The sequence below is a fragment of the Streptomyces glomeratus genome, assembly GCF_021462825.1.
Lineage (GTDB): Bacteria > Actinomycetota > Actinomycetes > Streptomycetales > Streptomycetaceae > Streptomyces > Streptomyces glomeratus.
Genome location: NZ_JAKEEB010000015.1, coordinates 125,877 through 146,100 on the forward strand (window position 1 = coordinate 125,877; position 20,224 = coordinate 146,100).

Annotated in this window: 16 protein-coding genes; 4 read left to right on the forward strand and 12 right to left on the reverse strand. The window is 71.2% G+C overall.

Annotated features, from left to right (window positions below; all coding sequences use genetic code 11):
• Positions 1-120: 120 nt before the first annotated feature.
• The 4 genes from LZ604_RS19645 to LZ604_RS19660 form a co-directional block, all read right to left on the reverse strand.
• The gene (locus LZ604_RS19645) at positions 121-855 is read right to left on the reverse strand and encodes a carbonic anhydrase (RefSeq protein WP_234516691.1); all 735 of its coding nucleotides are present in this window, start codon (positions 853-855) and stop codon (positions 121-123) included.
• 510 nt (positions 856-1,365) lie between these two features.
• A complete protein-coding gene (locus tag LZ604_RS19650) occupies positions 1,366-2,664 on the reverse strand; it encodes a glycoside hydrolase family 3 N-terminal domain-containing protein (protein WP_234516692.1) in 1,299 nt (432 codons plus the stop codon).
• 566 nt (positions 2,665-3,230) lie between these two features.
• Positions 3,231-3,899: a DUF6817 domain-containing protein gene (locus tag LZ604_RS19655; RefSeq protein ID WP_234516693.1), complete on the reverse strand. Its 669-nt coding sequence runs from the start codon at positions 3,897-3,899 to the stop codon at positions 3,231-3,233.
• On the reverse strand, positions 3,899-4,792 hold the full coding sequence (locus LZ604_RS19660; RefSeq protein ID WP_234516694.1) for a ketopantoate reductase family protein: 894 nt from the start codon (positions 4,790-4,792) through the stop codon (positions 3,899-3,901). Before LZ604_RS19660 ends, LZ604_RS19655 begins: the two co-directional genes overlap by 1 nt.
• A gap of 190 nt (positions 4,793-4,982) precedes the next feature.
• Between LZ604_RS19660 and LZ604_RS19665 the strand changes: the two genes are divergently transcribed.
• Positions 4,983-5,885: a LysR family transcriptional regulator gene (locus LZ604_RS19665; protein ID WP_234516695.1), complete on the forward strand. Its 903-nt coding sequence runs from the start codon at positions 4,983-4,985 to the stop codon at positions 5,883-5,885.
• Between the two features lie 466 nt (positions 5,886-6,351).
• Here LZ604_RS19665 and LZ604_RS19670 read toward each other — a convergent pair whose 3' ends face one another.
• The 5 genes from LZ604_RS19670 to LZ604_RS19690 form a co-directional block, all read right to left on the reverse strand.
• The gene (locus tag LZ604_RS19670; protein WP_234516696.1) at positions 6,352-7,233 is read right to left on the reverse strand and encodes an NlpC/P60 family protein; all 882 of its coding nucleotides are present in this window, start codon (positions 7,231-7,233) and stop codon (positions 6,352-6,354) included.
• Positions 7,234-7,442: 209 nt separating this feature from the next.
• A complete protein-coding gene (locus tag LZ604_RS19675; RefSeq protein WP_267971562.1) occupies positions 7,443-11,327 on the reverse strand; it encodes an nSTAND1 domain-containing NTPase in 3,885 nt (1,294 codons plus the stop codon).
• A 163-nt stretch (positions 11,328-11,490) separates the two neighbouring features.
• Complete coding sequence (locus LZ604_RS19680; RefSeq protein WP_234516697.1) at positions 11,491-11,856, reverse strand: hypothetical protein; 366 nt, start codon at positions 11,854-11,856, stop codon at positions 11,491-11,493.
• Positions 11,857-12,077: 221 nt separating this feature from the next.
• The gene (locus LZ604_RS19685) at positions 12,078-12,911 is read right to left on the reverse strand and encodes a sterol desaturase family protein (RefSeq protein WP_234516698.1); all 834 of its coding nucleotides are present in this window, start codon (positions 12,909-12,911) and stop codon (positions 12,078-12,080) included.
• 1 nt (position 12,912) lies between these two features.
• On the reverse strand, positions 12,913-13,626 hold the full coding sequence (locus LZ604_RS19690) for a FadR/GntR family transcriptional regulator (protein ID WP_234516699.1): 714 nt from the start codon (positions 13,624-13,626) through the stop codon (positions 12,913-12,915).
• A 338-nt stretch (positions 13,627-13,964) separates the two neighbouring features.
• On the opposite strand from LZ604_RS19690, the gene LZ604_RS19695 reads away from it, so the two are divergent.
• Positions 13,965-15,011: a Gfo/Idh/MocA family protein gene (locus tag LZ604_RS19695; protein WP_234516700.1), complete on the forward strand. Its 1,047-nt coding sequence runs from the start codon at positions 13,965-13,967 to the stop codon at positions 15,009-15,011.
• 172 nt (positions 15,012-15,183) lie between these two features.
• A complete protein-coding gene (locus tag LZ604_RS19700) occupies positions 15,184-16,233 on the forward strand; it encodes an aldo/keto reductase (RefSeq protein WP_234516701.1) in 1,050 nt (349 codons plus the stop codon).
• A 73-nt stretch (positions 16,234-16,306) separates the two neighbouring features.
• On the opposite strand, the gene LZ604_RS19705 is transcribed toward LZ604_RS19700, so the two are convergent.
• Positions 16,307-17,338: an AraC family transcriptional regulator gene (locus tag LZ604_RS19705; RefSeq protein WP_234516702.1), complete on the reverse strand. Its 1,032-nt coding sequence runs from the start codon at positions 17,336-17,338 to the stop codon at positions 16,307-16,309.
• 176 nt (positions 17,339-17,514) lie between these two features.
• Here LZ604_RS19705 and LZ604_RS19710 point away from each other — a divergent pair, with 176 nt between their 5' ends.
• Positions 17,515-19,137 (forward strand): FAD-binding oxidoreductase, encoded by a 1,623-nt coding sequence (locus tag LZ604_RS19710; protein ID WP_234516703.1) that lies wholly within the window; start codon positions 17,515-17,517, stop codon positions 19,135-19,137.
• Positions 19,138-19,192: 55 nt separating this feature from the next.
• Here the strand turns inward: LZ604_RS19710 and LZ604_RS19715 are convergent, their stop codons facing one another.
• Both LZ604_RS19715 and LZ604_RS19720 read right to left on the reverse strand, forming a co-directional pair.
• Entirely contained in the window at positions 19,193-19,423 is a 231-nt protein-coding gene (locus LZ604_RS19715) for a hypothetical protein (protein WP_234516704.1), read from the reverse strand.
• An 86-nt stretch (positions 19,424-19,509) separates the two neighbouring features.
• Entirely contained in the window at positions 19,510-20,187 is a 678-nt protein-coding gene (locus tag LZ604_RS19720; RefSeq protein WP_234516705.1) for a macro domain-containing protein, read from the reverse strand.
• Positions 20,188-20,224 lie beyond the last annotated feature (37 nt).

The following is a 20,224-nucleotide window of genomic DNA, read 5'->3' on the forward strand; positions in this document are numbered from 1 at the left end:
AGTGCGCCGGCCGTCAGCACCGCGGTCCTGGCCGTCACCGCCCGGGCCCAGGCAAGCCGGAGTCGCGCCGGAGGCGTGATCCGCGACCGGGCGCCGCACCGGGCCCCGCCCGATGGGGTGTCAGGAGGGCGTGCCGTTGAGGACTTCCACCTTGCCGGTGTCCAGGGAGTAGTAGGCGCCGACCACCGCAAGGGTTCCCTTGGCCACGAGCGGGGCCAGGTCGTGGTTGGAACGCAGAGCGGTGGCGGTCAGCTTGACCTGGGCCCGGGTCATGGTCTCGACCGGATCGGCACCTCCTTCCCGGACGGCCTGCCGGTACGCCGGCCGCAGAGCCTGGGCGATCGCCTGGAGATTGCCGGGCAGCGACTTGCCGCCACGAAGGGAGTCGTACGCCGCCTTGACGGCGCCGCAGCGCTGATGCCCGAGGACCACGATGAGCGGAGTGCCACTCGTCATGGGCCCGTATTCGACTGAACCGGTGACGACCGGGCCGACCGTCGTCCCACCCGTGCGCATCACGTAGAGGTCACCCAGGCCGGCGTCGTAAAGGAGTTCAGGCGGCACACGGGAGTCGATGCATGAAAGGATCGCCGCGAAGGGCTCCTGCTGCTGCGCCACGAGCTGGCGCCGGTCCGGGTCTCGGTCGGGGTGTCGAAGATCTCCGCTCACCCAGCGCTTGTTGCCTTCCATCAGTCTGGCGAGTGCGGTGGCGGGCGAGGCCGGCCGGGCTTCCGGCGAGAGGCTGCTTGCCGTCGGCACGGCCTTCGTCGATGAGCAGCCCGCGAGGGTGATCGTGGCGCCCGCAAGCCCGCCGACAAGCAGAGTTCTCCGGTCCGGGTGTCCTGCTGTGTCCATCGGTCGTTCTCCTCAGCCGCTCGACCACGTCCGTAAGCTTTGACCAGGGGGATTGTGCAGTGTGGCGGGGCTGCCGAGGGGCAGGCGCAAGCGCATGCGGGGCACATTGCCACTGCCGGGTCAACGCGGCGAGGCAGGGAAGGTGATCGGAGAACCGACTGGTCTCGGAGCCGGCTCGACCGGATCATCCCCAGCCGGGCTCCCGAACCCTGACGGCTCGGGAAGAGATTCACCCGAACGGCGTCGGCTGAACAGGTCGGCTGCTCGGGCGGCAGGCCACCGAGGCTGACGACCGGCATCGTCCGTCTTCCGAGGCCGTCCAGACGGGCAGGAACGGATTCCGCGAATCGGACCACCCTGGGCCTCTTCTGGTTCGGGGCGGCGGCGAGGCGCCCTGGCCGTTAGGCCGCACTACGCGGAGCCGTGTGATGCTCAGTCCGCAGCCCGCCGCCGCCTTTCCTACCGCGCCGGCCCCTCAGCGCGATGTAGGCGCGCCCGTCCACCGGGCGTTCAGCTGCAGACGAGCAGACCCGCGTTGCGCTTGGCGGCGAGGATCCGATGCACGCTGTCGTTGACCTTGGCTCGGAAGCCCGCGTCCTGCTGCATCCGGGTCTGGATGGCCTGCGCCATCGCCGGTACGACGTCCGGCCGTACCGTCAGGATCATGTTTCCGCCCGCCGTAAGGAAGTTCACCGCTCGCTGGGCGGGGGTGAAGGACCGTACCGCCACCGCGTTGCCCAGGTCGTCGGAGATGACCACGCCTTTGAAGCCCAACTGGCTGCGCAGCAGTTGGCCGATGACGGTCGGTGAGAAGGCCGCGATGTGCCGTGAGTCGATCTTGGTGTACGTGGCGAGTGAGGCCATCACGAACGGAGCACCGGCACGGATGCCGGTCCGGAACGGTGTGAGACTGGCGCTGCCGGAGGTCGTCACCGAGTCCTTCACGTTCGCGGTGGTGTCGGTGTTGCCGATCACCTGGCCCAGCCCCGGAAAATGCTTGAGCGTGGTCATGACGCCCGCCTGCGCGAAACCGCTGGAGAACGCGTTGCTGTGGGAACTCACGACGTCCGGAGTGTGGCCGTACTCCCGGTAGAAGTGGCCGATCGGGCCGTTGCGTGTGCCCAGGCTCGCCGGGACCACGTCGGCGACCGGAGCCAGGTTGAGGTTCACCCCGGCGGCCTTCAGCTGATTGGCCCAGTCGGTCGCCCGGGTGCGCAGCGTCGTGGTCGACCAGCTGCCCTGGGTCAGCCCGTTGGGTATGGTCGAGAATCCGGGGCCGTTCAGCACCTGCACCTGGCCGCCCTCCTGGTCGGTGGCGACGAACATTCCCACTCGGTGCCCGCCCACCTGGTCCGCCTGGCTCCGGACGCTGTCGACCAGCGTTCGGGTCGCCCGCGTCCCGGCGGTGCTGCGCCCGGTCAGCATGATGGAGCCCACATGGTTGTTCCGCAGAGTACGCAGTTGCGTCTGGTCGAGACGGGTAGCGGAGACGCCGCCCATGATGAGCTGCCCCACCCGTTGCGCTGAGGTCATGGCGGTGAAGTATCTGTCGACGCAGGTGGTGGCGGCCGAAGGACCTGTGAATGCGGCCGATGCACTTCCCGTGGTCGAGTAGCCGGGCAGGGAGCCGGTGGCGCCGGGGGCATCCGCGCCACGGCTGGTCGTGGCAGCTCTGACGGAACCGGCGGCACCCCCGTGCGCGGCCGCTTCGCCACAGACGGAAGCGGCCAGCACCAGGGAGACCAGCGGGGCCGCCGTGCGCAGAGCCGTGGAGCGGCGTTTTCCGAGCCGCCGGGTGCGTATCGTCATCGATTCTTCTCCTGTCCTGGATGCACCACGGACCGTCCGAACCGGCGGAACTCGCATCGCTTCGGTTGCGCTGAACGGGGGATGCGGCGTCATCCCGACCGCACACACCGTGCGTGTGTTCCGCGCTTCCTTCAGCGTGTGGACGGTGCCATGAAACGGATGGGCTGGGGCGTGCGGACGCGGTGGGTCACGGCGTCTGGGGCCCGCCTGAAGTCCCCAACGCACCGGGCCCGTCCCGGTGGATGGCGCCGCATGTAAGGGTTGCCATCTGCCATTTCCCGAGCTCGCCGGCAGGCGCTCCCTTCGGGCCGATGGTCGGCACGGCTCCATCCTGAGGACTACCCGGGTGCTTTGCAACCCTGGCAAGAGCGGGCGTGCGGACGTGAGTCCCCGCGCAGCGCGCCGTACTCGACGGCCTGTATCGGCACCCGTGGCGGCCACCGGAGCGACGAGCCCCGCCCGAGCCGGCGACCACGGCCCTGCGCCGACCGACGGACGAGGCGCGGCTCAGTCCGAGGTGCCGATCTCGATCAGACTGCCGTCCGGGTCATGCAGTCAGGTGCTGGTCATGGGCCTTTGGAGTCCGGTGCGCCGGACAGTCCGAACCGGTGATCCTCGTCCGCGGCACCGGATAGGGGTGCGTACCGGCCGAGCAGTTGCACGCACGACCGCCAGGCCGCGGCTGACAGCAGATCGCGTGCGCCGCTGAACAGCCGGTACAGATCGGGGCCGTATCGCTCCGCCAGTTCGGTGTTGTGTGTGAGTACGTCGAGCTCGTTCGCCGCGGTGATCTCCAGAAACGCGCGTGCGTCGGGCTCCGGTGGTGTGTGTTCAGCGCCCGTGAAGCGGTCACGGAAGACGACGGGCCGCACGCCGGCCAGGCGCGGATACACGACACCGCGGTCACAGCCTGCGTAGAGGTGGACCAACTCCTCGGACCGCTCGCCGATCAGCTGGGCGAGCACGGCGCGCTCCGAGGTGCCGAGCAGGGCCTGATCGAATCCTGCGGTCCCGTACGACGCGTGACACAGCCCCGCGACCTGGACGTCCGGATCGGCGCCCCATCGGCTCAGCACCCGCGCCACACGGATCAGGTGTTCCAGAAGTGTTCCTCCGGGGTGGGGCATCCGGTCCGCGCCTCGGGTGACCAGGAAGCCTGTGATCTGCGGCCAGTCCGCGTCGCGGCTGGGGCCACCTGCCGTGGTGCTTCCGTCGGCAGGTGAAGGACCCTGCATCACAACTCCTGATGTGCAGCGCGGCCCACCTCGGCCACCAGGCGTGCCGTGACCGGGGTACCGACGCCATGAGCGGTGGCGGCCCGCAGGACGGCTCCGCCGATGGCGTCGAGTTCGAGCGGGCGGCCGGCCTCGGCGTCGCGCTGCATCGAGGACTTCATCGTCTGCGGGGCGCGGTCGAAGAAGGAGAGCACGCCGTCCGTCGTTGCGGCCGCGCCGGCGGCACGCGCCACTGCGGTGATCTCGTCGAGGACGGCGAGCAGTTCCGGTCGATGCTGGGTGCGGACGGTGCCGATATCGGTCCGGTGCCGGGTTGTCAGCAGGGCGAAGGGGGCGAGGAAGACGAGCTTGTCCCAGAGCATCACCGTCTCGTCGTCCCGAACCGACACGCCGAGGCCGGAATGGCGCAGCCGATCCGCCAACTCGCTCGGCGGAGCGGCCAGTTCGACGTCCGCGAACGGGCTGGTGTGGACGATGCGCCCAGGTGAGGTCCGGGTCGCCTCGACTCTGATCGTCCCGGCGACGACCTCGCCCGCCGGGTAGCGCCCGCGGATCACGGCGAGGTGGTCGAGGCCATTGAGCAGCGGAATCACGACGGCGTCGCCGAGGACGTCTGGCGGCACCCGGCCGAGCGCCGCCGCGAGAGCGGTCTGCTTGACCGTCACGAACAGCACGTCCACCGGCTCGCGCAGCCGGGTGTCGGCCTCCACCGGCGCGGTGAACTCGCCGTACCGCTTGCTCTCGAGAAGCAGACCGTCCCGGCGCAGCACAGCGGCGGTCTCCTCGCCGGCCAGACAGACGACGCGGTGCCCGTCGCGGGCCAGCAGCGCGCCGACCAGGCCGCCGATGCCGCCTGGGCCGAGGACGGCCACCGTCAGAGCGGATGTGGTCACGTGGACTCCTTGTCCTCGGGAGAACGATGTCCAGCGGGTCGGCACCCGCCCTGCCTCCACGGGTCCGGACCGTTGTGGAAGCATCGGGCGGGTTGCCGCCCTGGGCCCTGCGTCGATGATCGAGCACTCCGGAAACCCAAGTCAATCCAGGGGTTCACTGGGAAGGCCCCAAGCAATACCTTGGGGGTTTGTGACACTCGACGATCTCCGCGTCTTCGCCGTGGTCTGCCGGACCGGCTCCCTGAGCGCCGCCGCCCGCGACCTGACCCGTACACAGTCGGCGGTCAGCCAGCATGTGAAGCGGCTCGAGCGTGAAATCGGCCTCAGCCTGCTTGAGCGGCAGCCACGAGGCGTCGTACCGACCCTCGCCGGAAGACGGCTGCACGCAGCGGTCACGGAAGGCCTCGGGTGCATAGATCAGGCACTGCGCCAGCTGAACGATCTCGCCCACGCAGAAGGCGGATCGGTACGGGTCACCACCGGGGCGACCACCGTCCGGCACTTCATGGCTGCCGCGGTCGTCGACTTCCGTCGGCGCTTTCCCCAGGCCAGCCTGGAATTCCAGACCGAGCCCTCCAGCCGTGGCTGCTTCGAGGCCCTGGCCGCCGGCAGCGTCGACCTCGCCTGGGTCACGCTCGGGCCCTCGATCCGCTCCGCCGAGCAGCACCCCGTCGTCGAGCTGCCCTGGGCGCTCGCCGTCACGGCGCGGGATCCGCTGGCGGGCAGAGCGTTCATCGATCCAGCCGACCTTCAGGAGGCCCGGCTGATCGGGCTCCCGGAGAACTCGACCTCCCGCTCCCAACTCAGCTCCCGGCTCGCCGAATCCGGGATCCGGCCCGTTTTCGACACCAGCGTCACCGACTGGGACACGGCGGTCCTCCTCGCCGGGCTGGGACTCGGCCGCGCCGTCGTCCCGGCCTTGCCCGACTGGAGCGGCCCGGGCCATCCGGACCTGCGGCTGATCCCCATCCCCGCGCTCCCGCCCCTCGCCGCGGGATGGGCGGTGCGCAGCTGGGACGCCCTCTCCCCGCTGGCCCGCTCCTTCGCGGAAGGCGTCGCCCATCACTGCCGGAAGCAGCCCGCCGCTCCATGAGGGAAGTCCCCGCTCTGCTCCCCGACCCGTACGGCACAGTCTGGACGCCATCCTCCGGGAATACCGTTGGTCGGGTCAGCCCGACACCTCGACCGTGCACCGGACGCGCGGCAACCGGGGTCCCGGATCGCCCGACGGCCGCGATTGCCGCCCGGTGCTCCTGTGCCGGGGCGGGAGCTGCGCGCCGAAGACCAACCACGACGACGATAGGAGCTCCGAAGTGAAACTTCGGTCGCGTCTCTCGTTAGGCACAGCGGCGCCATCACTGGCCGGCATCGGCGCGCTTGCCGCCCCTGCCGCCACAGCCGCGGCCGCTCCTGACACGCACTCCGTGTTCGCGGCCCAGAACCGCCGGCCCGGCTCGCACGACACCCACGGCAACTGGGCGAGGGTCTGGTCGATCACGAACTGCTGACGGGGCCGGCTACGGTCTCGGTGGTGTCCGGCGGCCCCGTCGTCCCGGAGGTCAGGACGTGCAGGTGGGCACGCCGTCGAGCCAGGCCGGGCCCTGGATGTAGATGTTGGTGACCCAGGCCCGGTAGTCCGGCAGGTAGGACCAGGCGTCGTTGGTGTATCCGTCGGCGGTGACGAGTTCCGCGTGCTTCTGGCACTCGACCCGGATCGTGGTCGGCCCGGGGAAGGCGTACACCCGGGCTGCACGCGTGGACGGCTGGGCCTTCGTCCAGACACCGGTGCCCCAGGTGCGGAAGACATGCCCGCTCACCGCGCCGGTGTCGACGCGCAGCGCACCGAAGTAGTCCCCGCCCAGGCGTACGTCACTGACCATCAGCTTGGTGCCCGACTGCCTTGCCTCGACCATTCTGCCTGCGCCCAGGTAGATCGCGATGTGGTGGAGGTTCTGCGAGGTGCCCCAGGCGAGCAGGTCGCCGGGCAGCAGTGGGGCGAGACCCTGGGCGGCCGTGAAGCGGGCGGCGGCACGGGGTGTGTAGTACTGGGCGTCGGCGTCGCCGTTGAGGATGTCGGACCCGGCGGCCTGCGCGTAGGCGTAGCGCACCAGCCCCGAGCAGTCGAAGCCGAGCCGTTCCGGGTCGTGTTCGCTGGCCGGGTCGGTCGGGTCGACCTGCCCATAGGTGGCGCCGGGCCGGGGGCCGTGGCCGCCGCCCCAGGTGTACCAGACCCCTGCCGCCACCTGCGTACAGGCCGCGGCGATCGCCTGCTCGGCCGCCGCGGAGGCGCCCGGTGCCAGGGCGGCGCACCGTTCGTCGGCCCGCGGTGCGGCGATGGTGCCGGGCGTCCGTTCGGCGGCACGGGCCGAGGACGTGAACGCCCAGGTGAGCAGGGTGAGCAAGCAGATGGTGACGCCGATGAGACCGGTCCTGTCGCGCATGCCGGTACCCCCGTTCGTGTCGTGGATGTGCGGTGCTTACGAGCGGCTCCACGCCGCGGCGAAGCACGCCACGGCGCCGGTGTGCGGGCGCCGCATCGGCGTCCAGGCTGCCGACCGGCCGTGCCACCGGTCGACGTCGGCGCGGCGCCCTCTTCGGGAAGGCGACGGGAAACCCTCGGGAAACCCCCGCTCGCTCCGGCGGGCGGGACTCAGATGCGTGCGCAGGCCTGCGCCACGGACACGCCGGACTCGGGCGTCAGCCCCACAACCGCGCTGCGGCCGGCGGACTCGAGCACGCGGCAGACCGCAGCCAGCCGCGCGGAGAGGTCCAGGTCCCACAGCCGGACGGTGCCGTCGTTGCTGCTGCTGGCCACCGTCCGCCCGTCCGGGGAGAAGACCACGCCCCACACCGCGTTGGTGTGACCGGTCAGGGCGGCCCAGGGGCGTCGCCAGCGCACGTCCCACAGCCGCACCGTCCGGTCACTGCCGCTGCTCGCCAGCAGGCGGCCGTCCGGCGAGAAGGCGATGCCCCGCACCGATCCGGCGTGGCCGGTCAGGGACGCCTCCAGCCCGTTCCGGCTCAGGTCCCACAGACGCACGGTGCCGTCGTTGCCGCCGCTGGCCAGGGTGTGCCCGTCGGGGCTGTACGCCACGCCGCGCACCGCACCGGTGTGGCCGGTGAGCGTGGCCGTGCAACGACGGGTCGCCACATCCCACAGCCGTACGGTCAGATCGTCACTGGCGCTGGCGAGGGTGCGGCCGTCGGGGCTGAAGGCGATGTCGTTGACGAAGTCGGTGTGCCCGGTGAGCACGGCGAGCGGGTGGTGGGTCGGAACGTCCCACAGGCGGACGGTGCCGTCGGATCCAGCCGACGCCGCAGTGCGGCCGTCGGGAGCGAACGCGACCGCGAACACGCTCCCACGGTGGCCTTCGAGCGTGCCGAGCGGACGGCGGTCGGGAACGTCCCACAGGCGGACGGTCCCATCGGATCCCGCCGAGCCCAGCGTGCGGCCGTCAGGAGCGAAGGCCACCGAGACAACGCTCTCGCGATGGCCCGTCAAGGTGGCCTGTGGCCGTCGCCGGTCCACATCCCACACCCGTACCGTGTGATCGGTGTCGGCGGTGGCCAGCAGCTTGCCGTCCGGGCTGTAGGCGGCGTGAGAGACCTCGGTGAACGGCGGTGCGGCGAGCGCGCGGCCTCTGAGGTCCCACAGTACGACGGACTGGTCGAAGCCGGCGGTGGCCAGCAGGGTCCCGCTGCCGTTCACGGCCACACCGAGGACGTAGTCCGTGTGTCCGGCCAGCGTCGCCGTCGGCCGCCCGCTGCGCACGTCCCACAGCCTGGTCGTGCCGTCGCCCCCCGCGCTGACCACACTCGCACCGTCGGGTGTCCAGGCGACCGCATTGACATCGTCACCGTGTCCGGTCAGCGTGGCGGCCACCCGGCGCGCGGCCACGTCCCACAGCCGGACGGTCCGGTCCACTCCTCCCGTTGCCAGGCTGCGCCCGTCCGGTGAAAATGCCACGCCCAGCACCTCGTCGGTGTGGCCGTGCAGTTCGGCGACGGGGCGTGCCGTGTCGGTGCTCCACAGGCGTACGGTGCGGTCGGAGCCGGCCGATGCCAGCGTCCGTCCATCGGGGGCGTACGACAGCGCGGTGACGTTCCCGGAGTGACCGCGGAGCACCGCCCGGGCCCGGTGGCCGGGCCCGGTGTCCCACAGCTGCACTGTTCCGTCGCGGCCCGCGAGGGCGAGCGTACGGCCGCGGGGGTCGAAGGCCACCGCCCGGGCGCCCGTGGTCCGCTCGGGCAGCACCGTCACGGTCCCTCGGCCGGCCGTCAGCCACAGGCGCACGGGACCGTCTGTCGAACTGGCCGCGAGAGTGAGGCCGTCGGGGCTGAAGGCGACCGAGCGTACGCGCCCGGGCAGGGTGAGCGTGGCGACGGTGCGGTGGTCGGCCAGGCGCCGCAGTTTCACGGTTCCGTCGGAACTCGCCGTCGCCAGCAGCCGGTCGTCCGGCGCGAAGGCGAGCGCGTTGACCGGTCCTCGCTGGCCGCCGAGCCGACGGGCGAACGGCTGGGACTGGGTGCTCAGCAGTGCGCCGCGGGCCTCGGGCGTGGCGCCGGCCCGGTAGGCCGCGACCGCCAGAAGCATCGAGGCCTCGGGCCGGCCGCCGGCCAGTGAGGTGGACTGCAGGGCCAGGGCCCGTGAGCGGGAGACGTGCTCCTGGGCGAGAGCCGCTGTGCGCTGCTGATAGGCCAGGCCTCCCGCGGCCAGGGCGAGGCCGAGCAGGGCGACGAGTGTGGCCAGCATGACGTCGCGCAGCCGTTGCTGGCGCCGCGCCCGACGCTGCCGTGCCTCCTCCTCGGCGCAGCTCGCCCGAAGGAACGCCCTCTCGCCCCGGCTGAGACGGCTGGAGCCGTCCAGTTCATCGGCCCAGGAGCGTGCCGTCTCCAGCCGGGTGCCCCGGTACAGGGCGGAGGCGTCGCGGCCCTCGCGCTCCCATTCCGCGGCCGCTTGGGCGAGCTGCTGGTGGATCAGGAGCCCTGCCAGGTCCGCCTGGATCCAGTCCCGCAGCCGTGGCCAGGCGTGCAGCAGCGCCTCGTGGGTGATCGCGACCATGTCGTGGTCCACGGTGATCAGTCGGGCCCGTACGAAGGCGTCGAGCGCCGCCGCGACATCGTCCGTGTCGCCGAGTTGCTCCATCAGGACGGTCCGGCTCGTCCGGCGCCGTGTCGCGCCGGTGTCCTTGGAGACGTGCACCAGCCGGGACAGGATCCGCCGGACCGTCTTCTGCTCGGCCGGATACAGCCCGGCGAACACCTCCTCGGCGGTGCGGGCGACCGCGCCCCGAATGCCGCCGGTGCGTTCGTACCCGGCAACGGTCAAAGTGGACTGCCGGCGGTGCTGCCAGGTGGCCAGCAGCGCATGGGACACCAGCGGCAACACTCCGGACGGCGTCTCCTGGACCTGGGCGCCCCCGTGGCCGGCCGTTTCAGGCTCGTCGCGTAGCCCGGCGTCGCCCAGCAGCAGCGGGAGCAGCCCGGGTTCCAGCGTGACGCCGGCGCGTTCCGCGGGGCGGGTGACCGACTCACGCAGCTCGGCGACCGACATCGGCGCCAGCGCGAACAGCCCGTCCGAGAACACCGCTGACAGTTCCGGGAGTTCCAGGCAGCGTCCCAGGAAGTCGGCCCGCAGCCCGAGCACGATCACGGCAGGGTCGTACGTCTGCCCGGACGGTGGGGACGTGGCCAGCGCGCACAGCACGCGCACATAGGCGCGGCGCTCGTGCTCGTCCGTACACAGGGTGAACAGTTCCTCGAACTGGTCCACCAGCAGCACCGGGCAGACCGGCGGCGGCCTGCGGCCGTCCATGCCGGAATCCGGCCGCGTCGTGTGTGTCATCCGGTGGACCGCGTCCAGCAGTGCCCGGGGCCTGTCACGGAGTTCGGCCGCGCTCAGCCGCAGATCGCAGCCCAGCGTCTTTGCCGTGCGCTCCAGCAACTCCTGCAGGGGGCGCGCCGTGGGCGTGAGGGAGACCACCGGCCAGCGGTCCGCGCCCGGCATGGGAAACCGGCCGGGACACCCAAGTGCGGGCACGAGCCCGGCGCTGAGCAGGGAGGACTTTCCCGCCCCCGATGGGGCCACCAGCATCAGCGGCCCGATGCCGATGCGCTGGAAGAGCCGCTCGACGAGCGCGGATGTCGCACGTTCCCTGCCGAAGAACCACTCGGCGTCCTGCGTGGTGAACGCCGACAGGCCGCGGTAGGGGCAGGCGGGCGCAGTCGCGCCGATATCGTTGTCACGAACCTGTACCCGTGCCGTCGCCGTCTCCGCAAGAGCGAGCAACTCGCCCTCGGCGGCGAGAATACGGTCGCAGCGGCGGGCGACATCGACGGTCGGAGGCTTCGCACCCGTCTCGATCTTGCTCAGGTAGCCCTTGCTGTAGTGGGTCTGCCGGGCCAGATCGGCCAGGGACAGCCCCCGTTGCCGTCTCAACCGTCTCAGCTGGGCGGCGAACGACGGCGCGGTCGCCCCTGGCGGTTCCGGCTCGTTGCCCTCGTGATCGTGCGCTGCCTGCTGTGACTCGCTCAAGGCGTCCCCCATGGCACCCCATGCCCTTGCCGTGAGTCGGGCGGGTGCCCAGATTACTTTCCGGGCGGGACGCGAGGCGAAGCGCTTCACTCGTAAGTGGCGCAAACGCGCGCTTCCGGAACCACCCGGGAAGGGGCGGTTCCGGAAGCGCTGTCGGTGCCGGTCAGGGCCGGTTCAGCGCGACGGAGTTGATGGGCGTGAGATCGGCCCACACACCTGTCTGCTGGGCGAACGGGGCTCCGCAGCCCCTGCCGTTGTAGCCGGTGCACAGGCTTGCGGTCGCGCCGCCGTACTGGTTGTTGAGGACCCAGTGCCACCCGTACTGGTTGCTCAGGTTGTGGGGGCCGTAGCTGTAGAAGATCTGGCTGGGCGAGACGGCCGGATTCTGGTTCTGCGGGTAGATGCAGACCGCGCCGGACGGGCAGCCGGCCCAGTCGCCCGCCGGCTTGGCCTGAGCCGCACCGCCCAGTGCCACCACGGCCGCAGCGGCGGTCGCCAGCGCGGCGGCGCCGCGGAAGATGGTGCGCATGATTGTTCCCCTCTTGCGGTGTCCTGCGGACCGCAGGACGTGCTTGGTGCTGACGACTCCAGCCTGGGCACGCGGCACCGCGGGGTCGACGGGTTTCCCGTTGCCCGATGGTTCGGGCGGCAGGGAAACCGCCGGGCTCAAGGACTTTCGGGGGGGAAGGCCGACGGTGATACGACGTACGCCGGCCGGCCCCACACAGCCTCCGGAGTCGCGGCGGAGCCTCACCCCTCAGCCCTGGGCGACCAGCCGGGCGGACCGAACAGGTACCCGGCGCGGTCGCGCCAGCGCCGCGCCGCACGGACGTCGCGCCAGGCGGCCGCGTACTCGTGGAAAGCGACCCGCAGCGGGTTGTAGGTGTCGATGTTCTTCGTCAGCCCGTACACCGCTCGCTCGCCCTCGGGCTCGAAGGTGCGGAAGAGCCGGTCCCAGACGATGAGGATCCCGCCGTAGTTGCGGTCCAGATAGACGCGGTTCGACCCGTGGTGGACACGGTGGTGGGAGGGGGTGTTGAAGACCCGTTCCACCGGCCGCCACAGCTTGTCCACCCGTTCGGTGTGCAGGAAGAACTGGTAGATCAGGCTGACGGACTGCTCGAGCAGGATCATCCAGGGCGGAATGCCGACCAGCGCGAGCGGCAGCCAGAACGGCAGGGCCGTCATCGGCGTCCAGCTCTGCCTGAGGGCCGTGGACAGATTGAAGTGGAGGCTGGAGTGGTGGACCACATGGCTCGCCCACAGCACCCGCACCCGGTGGTGGGCGCGGTGGAAGGCGTAGTACGCGAGGTCCTCGGCGAAGAACAGCAGTACCCACGTCCACCCGGAGGCGGGCGAGAGGCGCCATGGCGAGACGGTGAAGAGGGCCGCGTACATGACGACCGTCACCGCCTTCCACGGCAGTGCGATGACCTGGCTGCCGGCACCCATGGACATGCTGGTCATGCTGTCGCGCAGTTCGTAACCGCGCTCGTCGTCGTCGGGGAGGAAGCGGTAGGAGAGGGCCTCGACGACGACCAGGAGCACGAACGCCGGTATCGCGTAGACCACGGCCGGGATCATGTCAGCGCACCGCCTTCCGGGGCACCGCGGGCACGCTGCGGGACAGCAGCTCGCGCGCCAGCAGTTCGGCGGCCTCGGGCTCACGTGCGGCGATGTGTGCCGCCAGCCGGACATGGGCGTCGACGTCGAGGAGTTCGGCCGTCCGCAGGTCACCGGGTACGGCGGCGACCGGGAGGGTCCCGCCCACCAGGCTGTTGAACGCCAGCAGATAGGCCATGTTGCCCGAACCCTCGACGATCAGCCGCCACCAGGCGATGTCCGCCGCGCCGAGTTCCGCCAGGTCGGGCCCGCTGCGCGCGTAGTGGCCGGTGGCCTCGACGATCTCCGCAGCGGCCTGCTCGGAACACCGGATCGCGCACAACCTGGCGGCGTCCGCACCGATGCACGCCCGCATCTCCAGGGCGTCCCGGGCGAGGTCCGCCACCGAGGGGCCGCCGTCGGCCGAGGCGATCCCCACGGCCAGGTCCAGGCCGGCGGTGCGCCGCCAGTCCTGGACGAGGGTGCGGCCGCCGTGGCTGACCTCGACCAGCCGGGCCTGCTGGAGCCGTTTGACGGCCTCACGGACGCCATGACGGTTCACACCGAACTCGGCCGCCAGATCCCGTTCGGCGGTGAGCGCGGAACCGGGCGGCAGTTCACCGCCCAGGATCCTGTCGCGCAGCAAGGCGAAGAGCTGGTCGGAGATCGCCTCACGCCGGATGTGTCGCTCGGTCATGGCGATCAGAGTGGACAGGCCGAGGTCAGTGGTCAACTGGTTGGACCAGATTTTCTTGGCGGACCCGGGGCGACGACCCTGCACAGGACGTTCGCCACGGCCTCGGCGAGCGGTTCCGGGGGATGGGTGGCGTCGGAGAAGTCCCTCGGCTGGAAGTAGAAACCGCGGCGGCCCGCCTGGCCCGGAAGGCTTCCCGTGCCCTCAACGCCAAAGGGCAAAGGCCAGAGTCAGGGCGCCCAGGCCGCCCCGGACAGACAGAAGTTGCCGGCCGACATTCCGGTGTCGACGAGGACCGCCGGCCGTTCCGCACGATGCAGCGGGGCTGGCACACTGTCCCCGTGTCCAGCGACCTTCGGATCGGGCTGCTCGGGGCAGCCGCCATCGCGCCGAGCGCGCTCATCAAACCTGCGCGGCACACGCCGCGTGTCAACGTGACCGCGGTCGCGGCACGTGACCGGACCCGCGCCGAGGCGTTCGCCCGCAAGCACGGCGTCCCGGTTGTGCACGCCGGCTACGACGCGCTGCTCGCCGACCCGCAGGTGGACGCCGTGTACGTGCCCCTGCCCAACGGGCTGCACGCCGAGTGGACACTCAAGGCTCTCGAGGCCGGTAAGCACGTGCTGTGCGAGAAGCCGTTCACCGCCAACCGTGCCGAGGCCGAGCGCGTCGCGGACGCCGCCGACGCCGCCTTCGCGCGCGACGGCCTGGTGGTGATGGAGGCCTTCCACTACCGCTACCACCCGCTGGCCGAGCGGATGCGCGAGATCGTGACGAGCGGCGAACTCGGGAAGCTGCGTCGCGTCGAGGCCGAGTTGTGCTTTCCCCTGCCCCGGTTCAGCGACATCCGGTACGACTACGCGCTGGCGGGCGGCGCGACCATGGACGCCGGCTGCTACGCGGTGCACGTCGCCCGGCTTCTCGGCGCCGGCGATCCGGCAGTTACCTCGGCACGGATGACGACCCTGCGCAGGGACCCGCGCATCGACCGGGCGATGACTGCCGAACTCGCCTTCCCGAAGGGGGTGACCGGGCGGGTCCGCGCGTCGATGTGGTCGCGCAGGCTGTTGTCGATCCGGGCCCGCGCGATCGGGACGGACGGCGAACTGAACGTGACCAACTTCGCGATGCCCCAGCTCTACCACCAGGTGACGATCCGCGCGCCGCGCGGCTCGGGAGGACAGGTGGTGCGGCGGGAGCGTGTGCCGCGCAACCCGTCGAGCTACGCCCGGCAGCTGGAGGCGTTCGCCGCCGCGGTACTCGATGGCGGGCCGGTCATCACCTCCGCCAGGGACGCCGTGGCCACCATGGGCGTCCTCGACGGCATCTACCGGGCAGGTGGACTACCGCTCCGCGGCGAGAAGAAGGACCAGGCCGCAACCCCATGACGGCCACTCCCCCCACGTTGTGGACGTGATGGCCTCGCATGTGCTGCGCCTGGAGCCGCGTGACGGCCCCTCCCGGATCCGTCCCGCAGCCGCACCAGACGCTTGCCCTGGAGCGAACTCCAACTCGTAGAGTCGCGGCATCCCCAACGTAGCGACCTCCAAGGAGAGTTGAATGCGCTACCGCGTTCTGGGCAGGACCGGCATCGAGGTCAGCCCCTACTGCCTCGGCACCATGATGTTCGGTTCCGTCGGTAATGCCGACCACGACGAGTGCGTCCGGATCATGCACGCCGCTCTGGACGAGGGGATCAACTTCATCGACACCGCCGACATGTACTCGGCCGGCGAGTCGGAGACCATCGTGGGCAAGGCGTTGAAGGGTCGCCGCGATGACGTGATTCTCGCGACCAAGGTCCACTTTCCCATGGGCGACGGTCCCAACCGGGGCGGGAACTCGCGGCGTTGGATCGTCCGGGAGGTGGAGGACAGCCTGCGGCGGCCGGGGACGGACTGGATCGACCTGTACCAGGTGCACCGGCCGGACCACACGACCGACATCGAGGAGACGCTCTCCGCCCTGACCGATCTGGTGCGTCAGGGCAAGATCAGAGCGTTCGGCTGCTCCACCTTTCCCGCGGACGACATCGTCGAGGCGTATCACGTGGCCGACCGTCGTGGGCTCCAGCGGTTCCGTACCGAGCAGCCGCCGTACTCGCTGCTGGCCCGAGGCGTCGAGAGGCAAGTGCTGCCGGTCGCGCAACGCCTCGGAATGGGGGTGCTGACCTGGAGTCCGCTGGCCTCCGGGTTCCTGACCGGCCGCTACCGCCGGGGTCGGCCTCTTGATCTGAGCAGCGGACGTCCCACCCTGCACCCGAACCGCTTCGACCCGTCGGCGCCGCTCACCGCCGCCAAGCTGGAGGTGGTCGAGCAGCTCGTTGCCGTGGCCGAGGAAGTGGGCTGCTCGCTCCCGGAGCTGGCCATCGCCTTCCCGCTCGCGCATCCGGCCGTCACATCGGTGATCATCGGCCCGCGCACGATGGAGCACCTGCGGAGCACGCTCAAGGGCATGTCCGTGATGCTGGACGACGCCGTCCTGGACCGGATCGACGACATCGTGCCGCCCGGAACCGACGTCTATCCTCCGGACGGCGTCTGGACTCCGCCGTCACTCACCACGCCGGCGCTCCGGCGGCGCCCGGCCGCCTCCAGGCCGGCTGTCTGAAGCATGCGCCGACGGGCGCCTGGTGATACCTCCTCACCTCGCACAAGCATCCGAACAGGAGCATAGGGGCCTGTTACACCGAGTCCGCGCGTGAGGTGACTCCGTTGTGCGCGTGGTGCCGGCGGTAAGCGCCGGGCGTCATGTGGTGCCAGCGGGTGAAGGCGCGTACCAGGGCGGCCGCTCCGCTCAGTCCGACCTGGCGGGCGACAGCGTCGAGGGTCAGATCCGTTGTCCGTAGCAACTGCAAGGCGCGCATGTGCCGTGCCTCGTCGAGGAGTTCGCGCCACGAGGTGCCCTCCTCGCGCAGGGCTCGGCGCAGGGTCCGGGGGCTGAGGAACAGAACGTCCCGCAGGTCCTCCGGACGGGCCCGGAGGAGGTCGGCCTGGTCCAGCCAGCCGCGCACCCGTGCGCACAGCATGTCCGTCGCCGGGAGACCGCCGAGCAGGCCATCCGCGTGCCGGCGGTGCAGCGCGGTCAGTGCCGGGTCGGTCAGCGCGCGGGGGCGGTCCAGCTCCGTCGTTCGTACGGTGACGGCGTTCTCGGCGGCGTCGAAGACGACCGGGCAGCGCAGAATCTCGGTGTACCGGCCCGGGGCGCCGATCGCCCGGTGGGTGAATGCGACCGACACGGGCGCCCAGTCGGGCGCGATCCATCCCGCGGCGGTGACCATGCCGGTGACCACGGCCTCGACCTGCTGCGGGTGCATCACCCCCGGAGCCACCGTGGGCCGGTAGACGAGCCGTGACCGCTGGGGACCGCGGTCCAGGCTGACCACGCCCGCCTCGCTCACCAACCGGTGATACCGGACCGCCGCTGCCGCCGCCTCCGCCAGGCTGGCGGAAGCAAGGACCAGATGACCGAGCACGTGCAGGTCGGCCGGCCGCAGCGAGGAACCCACGACGAGACCCACATGCGGCTCCTCGTCCGGCCCGAGGAGCAGCTCCCAGAGCCGCCGGACCTCCGCGAAGGGAAGCCTCTGTGTGGGGGAGGCCCACGCACCGCCCGTCGTGCCGGCCGCCCCGGTTCCCATGTCCTGCGGCCCGCGGGCGTGCGCCACCGCGTGTGCGTAGCTGGCGGCGACGGTGGGCCAAGCGGCGGCACGCATGGCGGACAGTCAACGCCGGAGCGGCCGCCCGAGTCAACACGGTGGCCCACCGGGGCAATGACGCCGCCACGTTCCGGCCCTACCGTCGTGACCGGCTCGTCTCCGGACAGCGCACCGGTTCATCAGCGCGTCCAGGAGACATCCACAACGACGACCTACCGGGAGCGACGGACGACATGACCGGAGCACGACGCAGGAAATTCTGGGGCTGGGGATACGAGGACGAACAGCCCGGGAGAACCGAGGCGCACAAGACGGCCGATCTGGTGCGCTCGGTGCTCGGCTTCGGCGCGGAGCACGTCAGAACACCCCCGGCGGTGGCCGACCTGGACCTGCCCGCACCACGCCTGGCGATCCCCGGCAGCCTCGCCCCTGTCATGACGACCGACCCCTACCAGCGAGCCTCCCACGCCTACGGCAAGTCCTACCGGGACGTGGTGCGCGGCTTCCACGGGGAGTTCCCGCACCCGCCGGACCTCGTCGCCTTCCCCCGCGACGAGAACGACATCACCGCGGTCCTGGACTGGTGCCAAGAGGCCGGCGCCGCCGTCATTCCCTACGGCGGGGGCACCAGCGTGGTCGGTGGTGTCGAGCCGCTGGTGGACGACCGGTACGCCGGCACCGTCACCCTCGACCTCGGCCGTCTCGACCGCGTGCTCGACGTGGACACGGTCTCCGGGGCGGCACTCATCCAGGCCGGCGCCGCCCTGCCGCACGCCGACGCCCAACTGCGCCCCCACGGCCTCACCCTGCGTCACTACCCGCAGTCGTACGAACTGGCCACCGTGGGCGGCTCCGTCGTCACCCGCGCCGGCGGGCACTACGCCACCGGACGCACCCACCTGGACGACTTCGTGCAGTCACTGCGGGCGGTCACTCCCGCCGGGTTGTGGGAGAGCCGCCGGGTGCCCGCCTCCGGGGCGGGGCCGAGCCCCGACCGGATGCTGATCGGCTCCGAGGGGGTCCTCGGCGTGGTCACTCAGGCATGGCTCCGTGTCCAGGAACGCCCGCGCTTCCGAGCGTCCGCCGCCCTGAGCCATGCCACCTTCGCCGACGGCACCCGCGCAGCCCGGGACATCGTGCGCTCCGGACTGCAGCCCGCCAACTGCAGGCTGCTCGACCCCGGCGAGGCCCGGTTGAACGGCGCCGGTGACGGGCGTTCCGCCCTGCTGATCCTCGGATTCGAGTCGGCCCATGCAGGCCAGGAGGCGTTGCTCGCCCAGGCGCTGGAGTGTGCCCGCCGGTACGGCGGGACTCCGCTCGGGGACCCTCGGATCAGCGGACCGGACCCGACGGACGACGCGGAGTCCCCCGCGCCGACCCGCCCCGAGGGACAGTGGAAGGACAGCTTCCAGCAGGCGCCGCACCTGCGGGACGTGATGGTCGCCGCCGACATCCTCGTAGAGACCTTCGAGACCGCCGTCACCTGGGACCGTTTCGAGGAGTTCGACCAGCGGGTGCACCGAGCCGCCGAGCAGGCCGCCGCCCGTGTGTGCGTGACGGCCACCGTGCACCGCAGGCTCACCCACGTGTATCCCGACGGCGCCGCCGTCTACTACACGGTGCTGGCGCCGGCACGCCGCGGATCCGAGATCGCCCAGTGGGACGACATCAAGGCCGCCGTCTCCGACGTCATCATGGACGCCGGCGGCACGATCACCCACCACCACGCGGTGGGCCGCGACCACCGTCCCTGGTACGACCGGCAGCGTCCCCCGCTGTTCGCCCGCGCGCTCCGAGCGGCGAAGCGGGAACTCGACCCGCACGGTGTGCTGAACCCGGGGGTGCTCATCGGCTGAGGTACTCGCCGATGGTGTCCACGCCATGAACGCGCAGGCCGCGCTGGACCAGCCGTCAGTGCAGTACGGTGCCCGGTCGATCGCCCAGCGGCGCGAACCACGCGTCGAGGGCTGAGGTGTCGACGTCGGGCAGGGTGTGCTTGAGCTCCCGGGAGAGCGGTGCCATCCCGCGGATGGCTTCCGGCCGGTCCCACTGCCCGGGGTCGGCGGTCAGGGCGGCGATGCGGTCGCCACCACTGACCGCGCGTGGCGCGAGGATCCGCCGGAGCGCCGGCCCATGACCCACGCCGCCGCCGTCGTCCTCGGGCCGGGTCGGGTCGGGGCAGAGACGACGGGGCGCACACGGGTGCACCGGGCGTGGAGCGAGCCTCGTCAGCGGCGCGGGGTGGCGCGCTTGGGCGGCGCTATGCGGACCCGCTTCTCCACTGGTGCGCTCTCTATGTCGTCGAGCTGCGCGACGATCGTGCTGCGCAGGTCGTCGTAGTCCTCGAAGGAGTGGTCGTTGAAGAGGGTGTAGCCCGACCACATCAAGTTGGCGCACACCCGCGCCGGCACCCGGCCGGTCTGGGCACCCATACCGACCAGCGCCACCGATCGGATGCTGCCCGGTGCCCTGTTGTTCTGCTGGTGGATCGCCTGGAACGCGGCTGCGCAGGCCAGTGCCACGTTCAGGGTCTCGCTGACGTTCTGCGACGATGCCTCCATCGTCGGAGTCGAGATCAGGAACCTCGGCTTGACCGCGCCGGACGGAACACACACCGCGCTGCCCACCGGCAGCGCTCCCGCAAACCGGCTGTGAATGGCCTTCTGCACCCGCAGCTGGATGCCCGCGCCGAGATACCGCTTGATGACCGCGTCCACACCACCATCCATCCGGCCACGGGAGTTGGTGGGACTGACCCAGGCGTCGGCGTCCTCGTCCAGGATCGAGCCCTTGCGGATCTCAATCTCGGGGGTGTCGGCGAACGCCGCGCGCCACGCCTCCACCACTGCGGTGTTGATGTCGGTCAGCACCACCCTGAGCGGCGACTGCACACGGTTCTCGGTCATGGTTCACTCCCATCGGAACGGTCACTCAACTGATCGG

Coding starts and splice junctions, on each gene's coding strand:
- LZ604_RS19645 (WP_234516691.1), bottom strand. CDS start 855: ATGGACACAGCAGGACACCCGGACCGGAGAACTCTGCTTGTCGGCGGG.
- LZ604_RS19650 (WP_234516692.1), bottom strand. CDS start 2,664: ATGACGATACGCACCCGGCGGCTCGGAAAACGCCGCTCCACGGCTCTG.
- LZ604_RS19655 (WP_234516693.1), bottom strand. CDS start 3,899: ATGCAGGGTCCTTCACCTGCCGACGGAAGCACCACGGCAGGTGGCCCC.
- LZ604_RS19670 (WP_234516696.1), bottom strand. CDS start 7,233: ATGCGCGACAGGACCGGTCTCATCGGCGTCACCATCTGCTTGCTCACC.
- LZ604_RS19680 (WP_234516697.1), bottom strand. CDS start 11,856: ATGCGCACCATCTTCCGCGGCGCCGCCGCGCTGGCGACCGCCGCTGCG.
- LZ604_RS19685 (WP_234516698.1), bottom strand. CDS start 12,911: ATGATCCCGGCCGTGGTCTACGCGATACCGGCGTTCGTGCTCCTGGTC.
- LZ604_RS19690 (WP_234516699.1), bottom strand. CDS start 13,626: ATGACCGAGCGACACATCCGGCGTGAGGCGATCTCCGACCAGCTCTTC.
- LZ604_RS19700 (WP_234516701.1), top strand. CDS start 15,184: ATGCGCTACCGCGTTCTGGGCAGGACCGGCATCGAGGTCAGCCCCTAC.
- LZ604_RS19705 (WP_234516702.1), bottom strand. CDS start 17,338: ATGCGTGCCGCCGCTTGGCCCACCGTCGCCGCCAGCTACGCACACGCG.
- LZ604_RS19710 (WP_234516703.1), top strand. CDS start 17,515: ATGACCGGAGCACGACGCAGGAAATTCTGGGGCTGGGGATACGAGGAC.
- LZ604_RS19720 (WP_234516705.1), bottom strand. CDS start 20,187: ATGACCGAGAACCGTGTGCAGTCGCCGCTCAGGGTGGTGCTGACCGAC.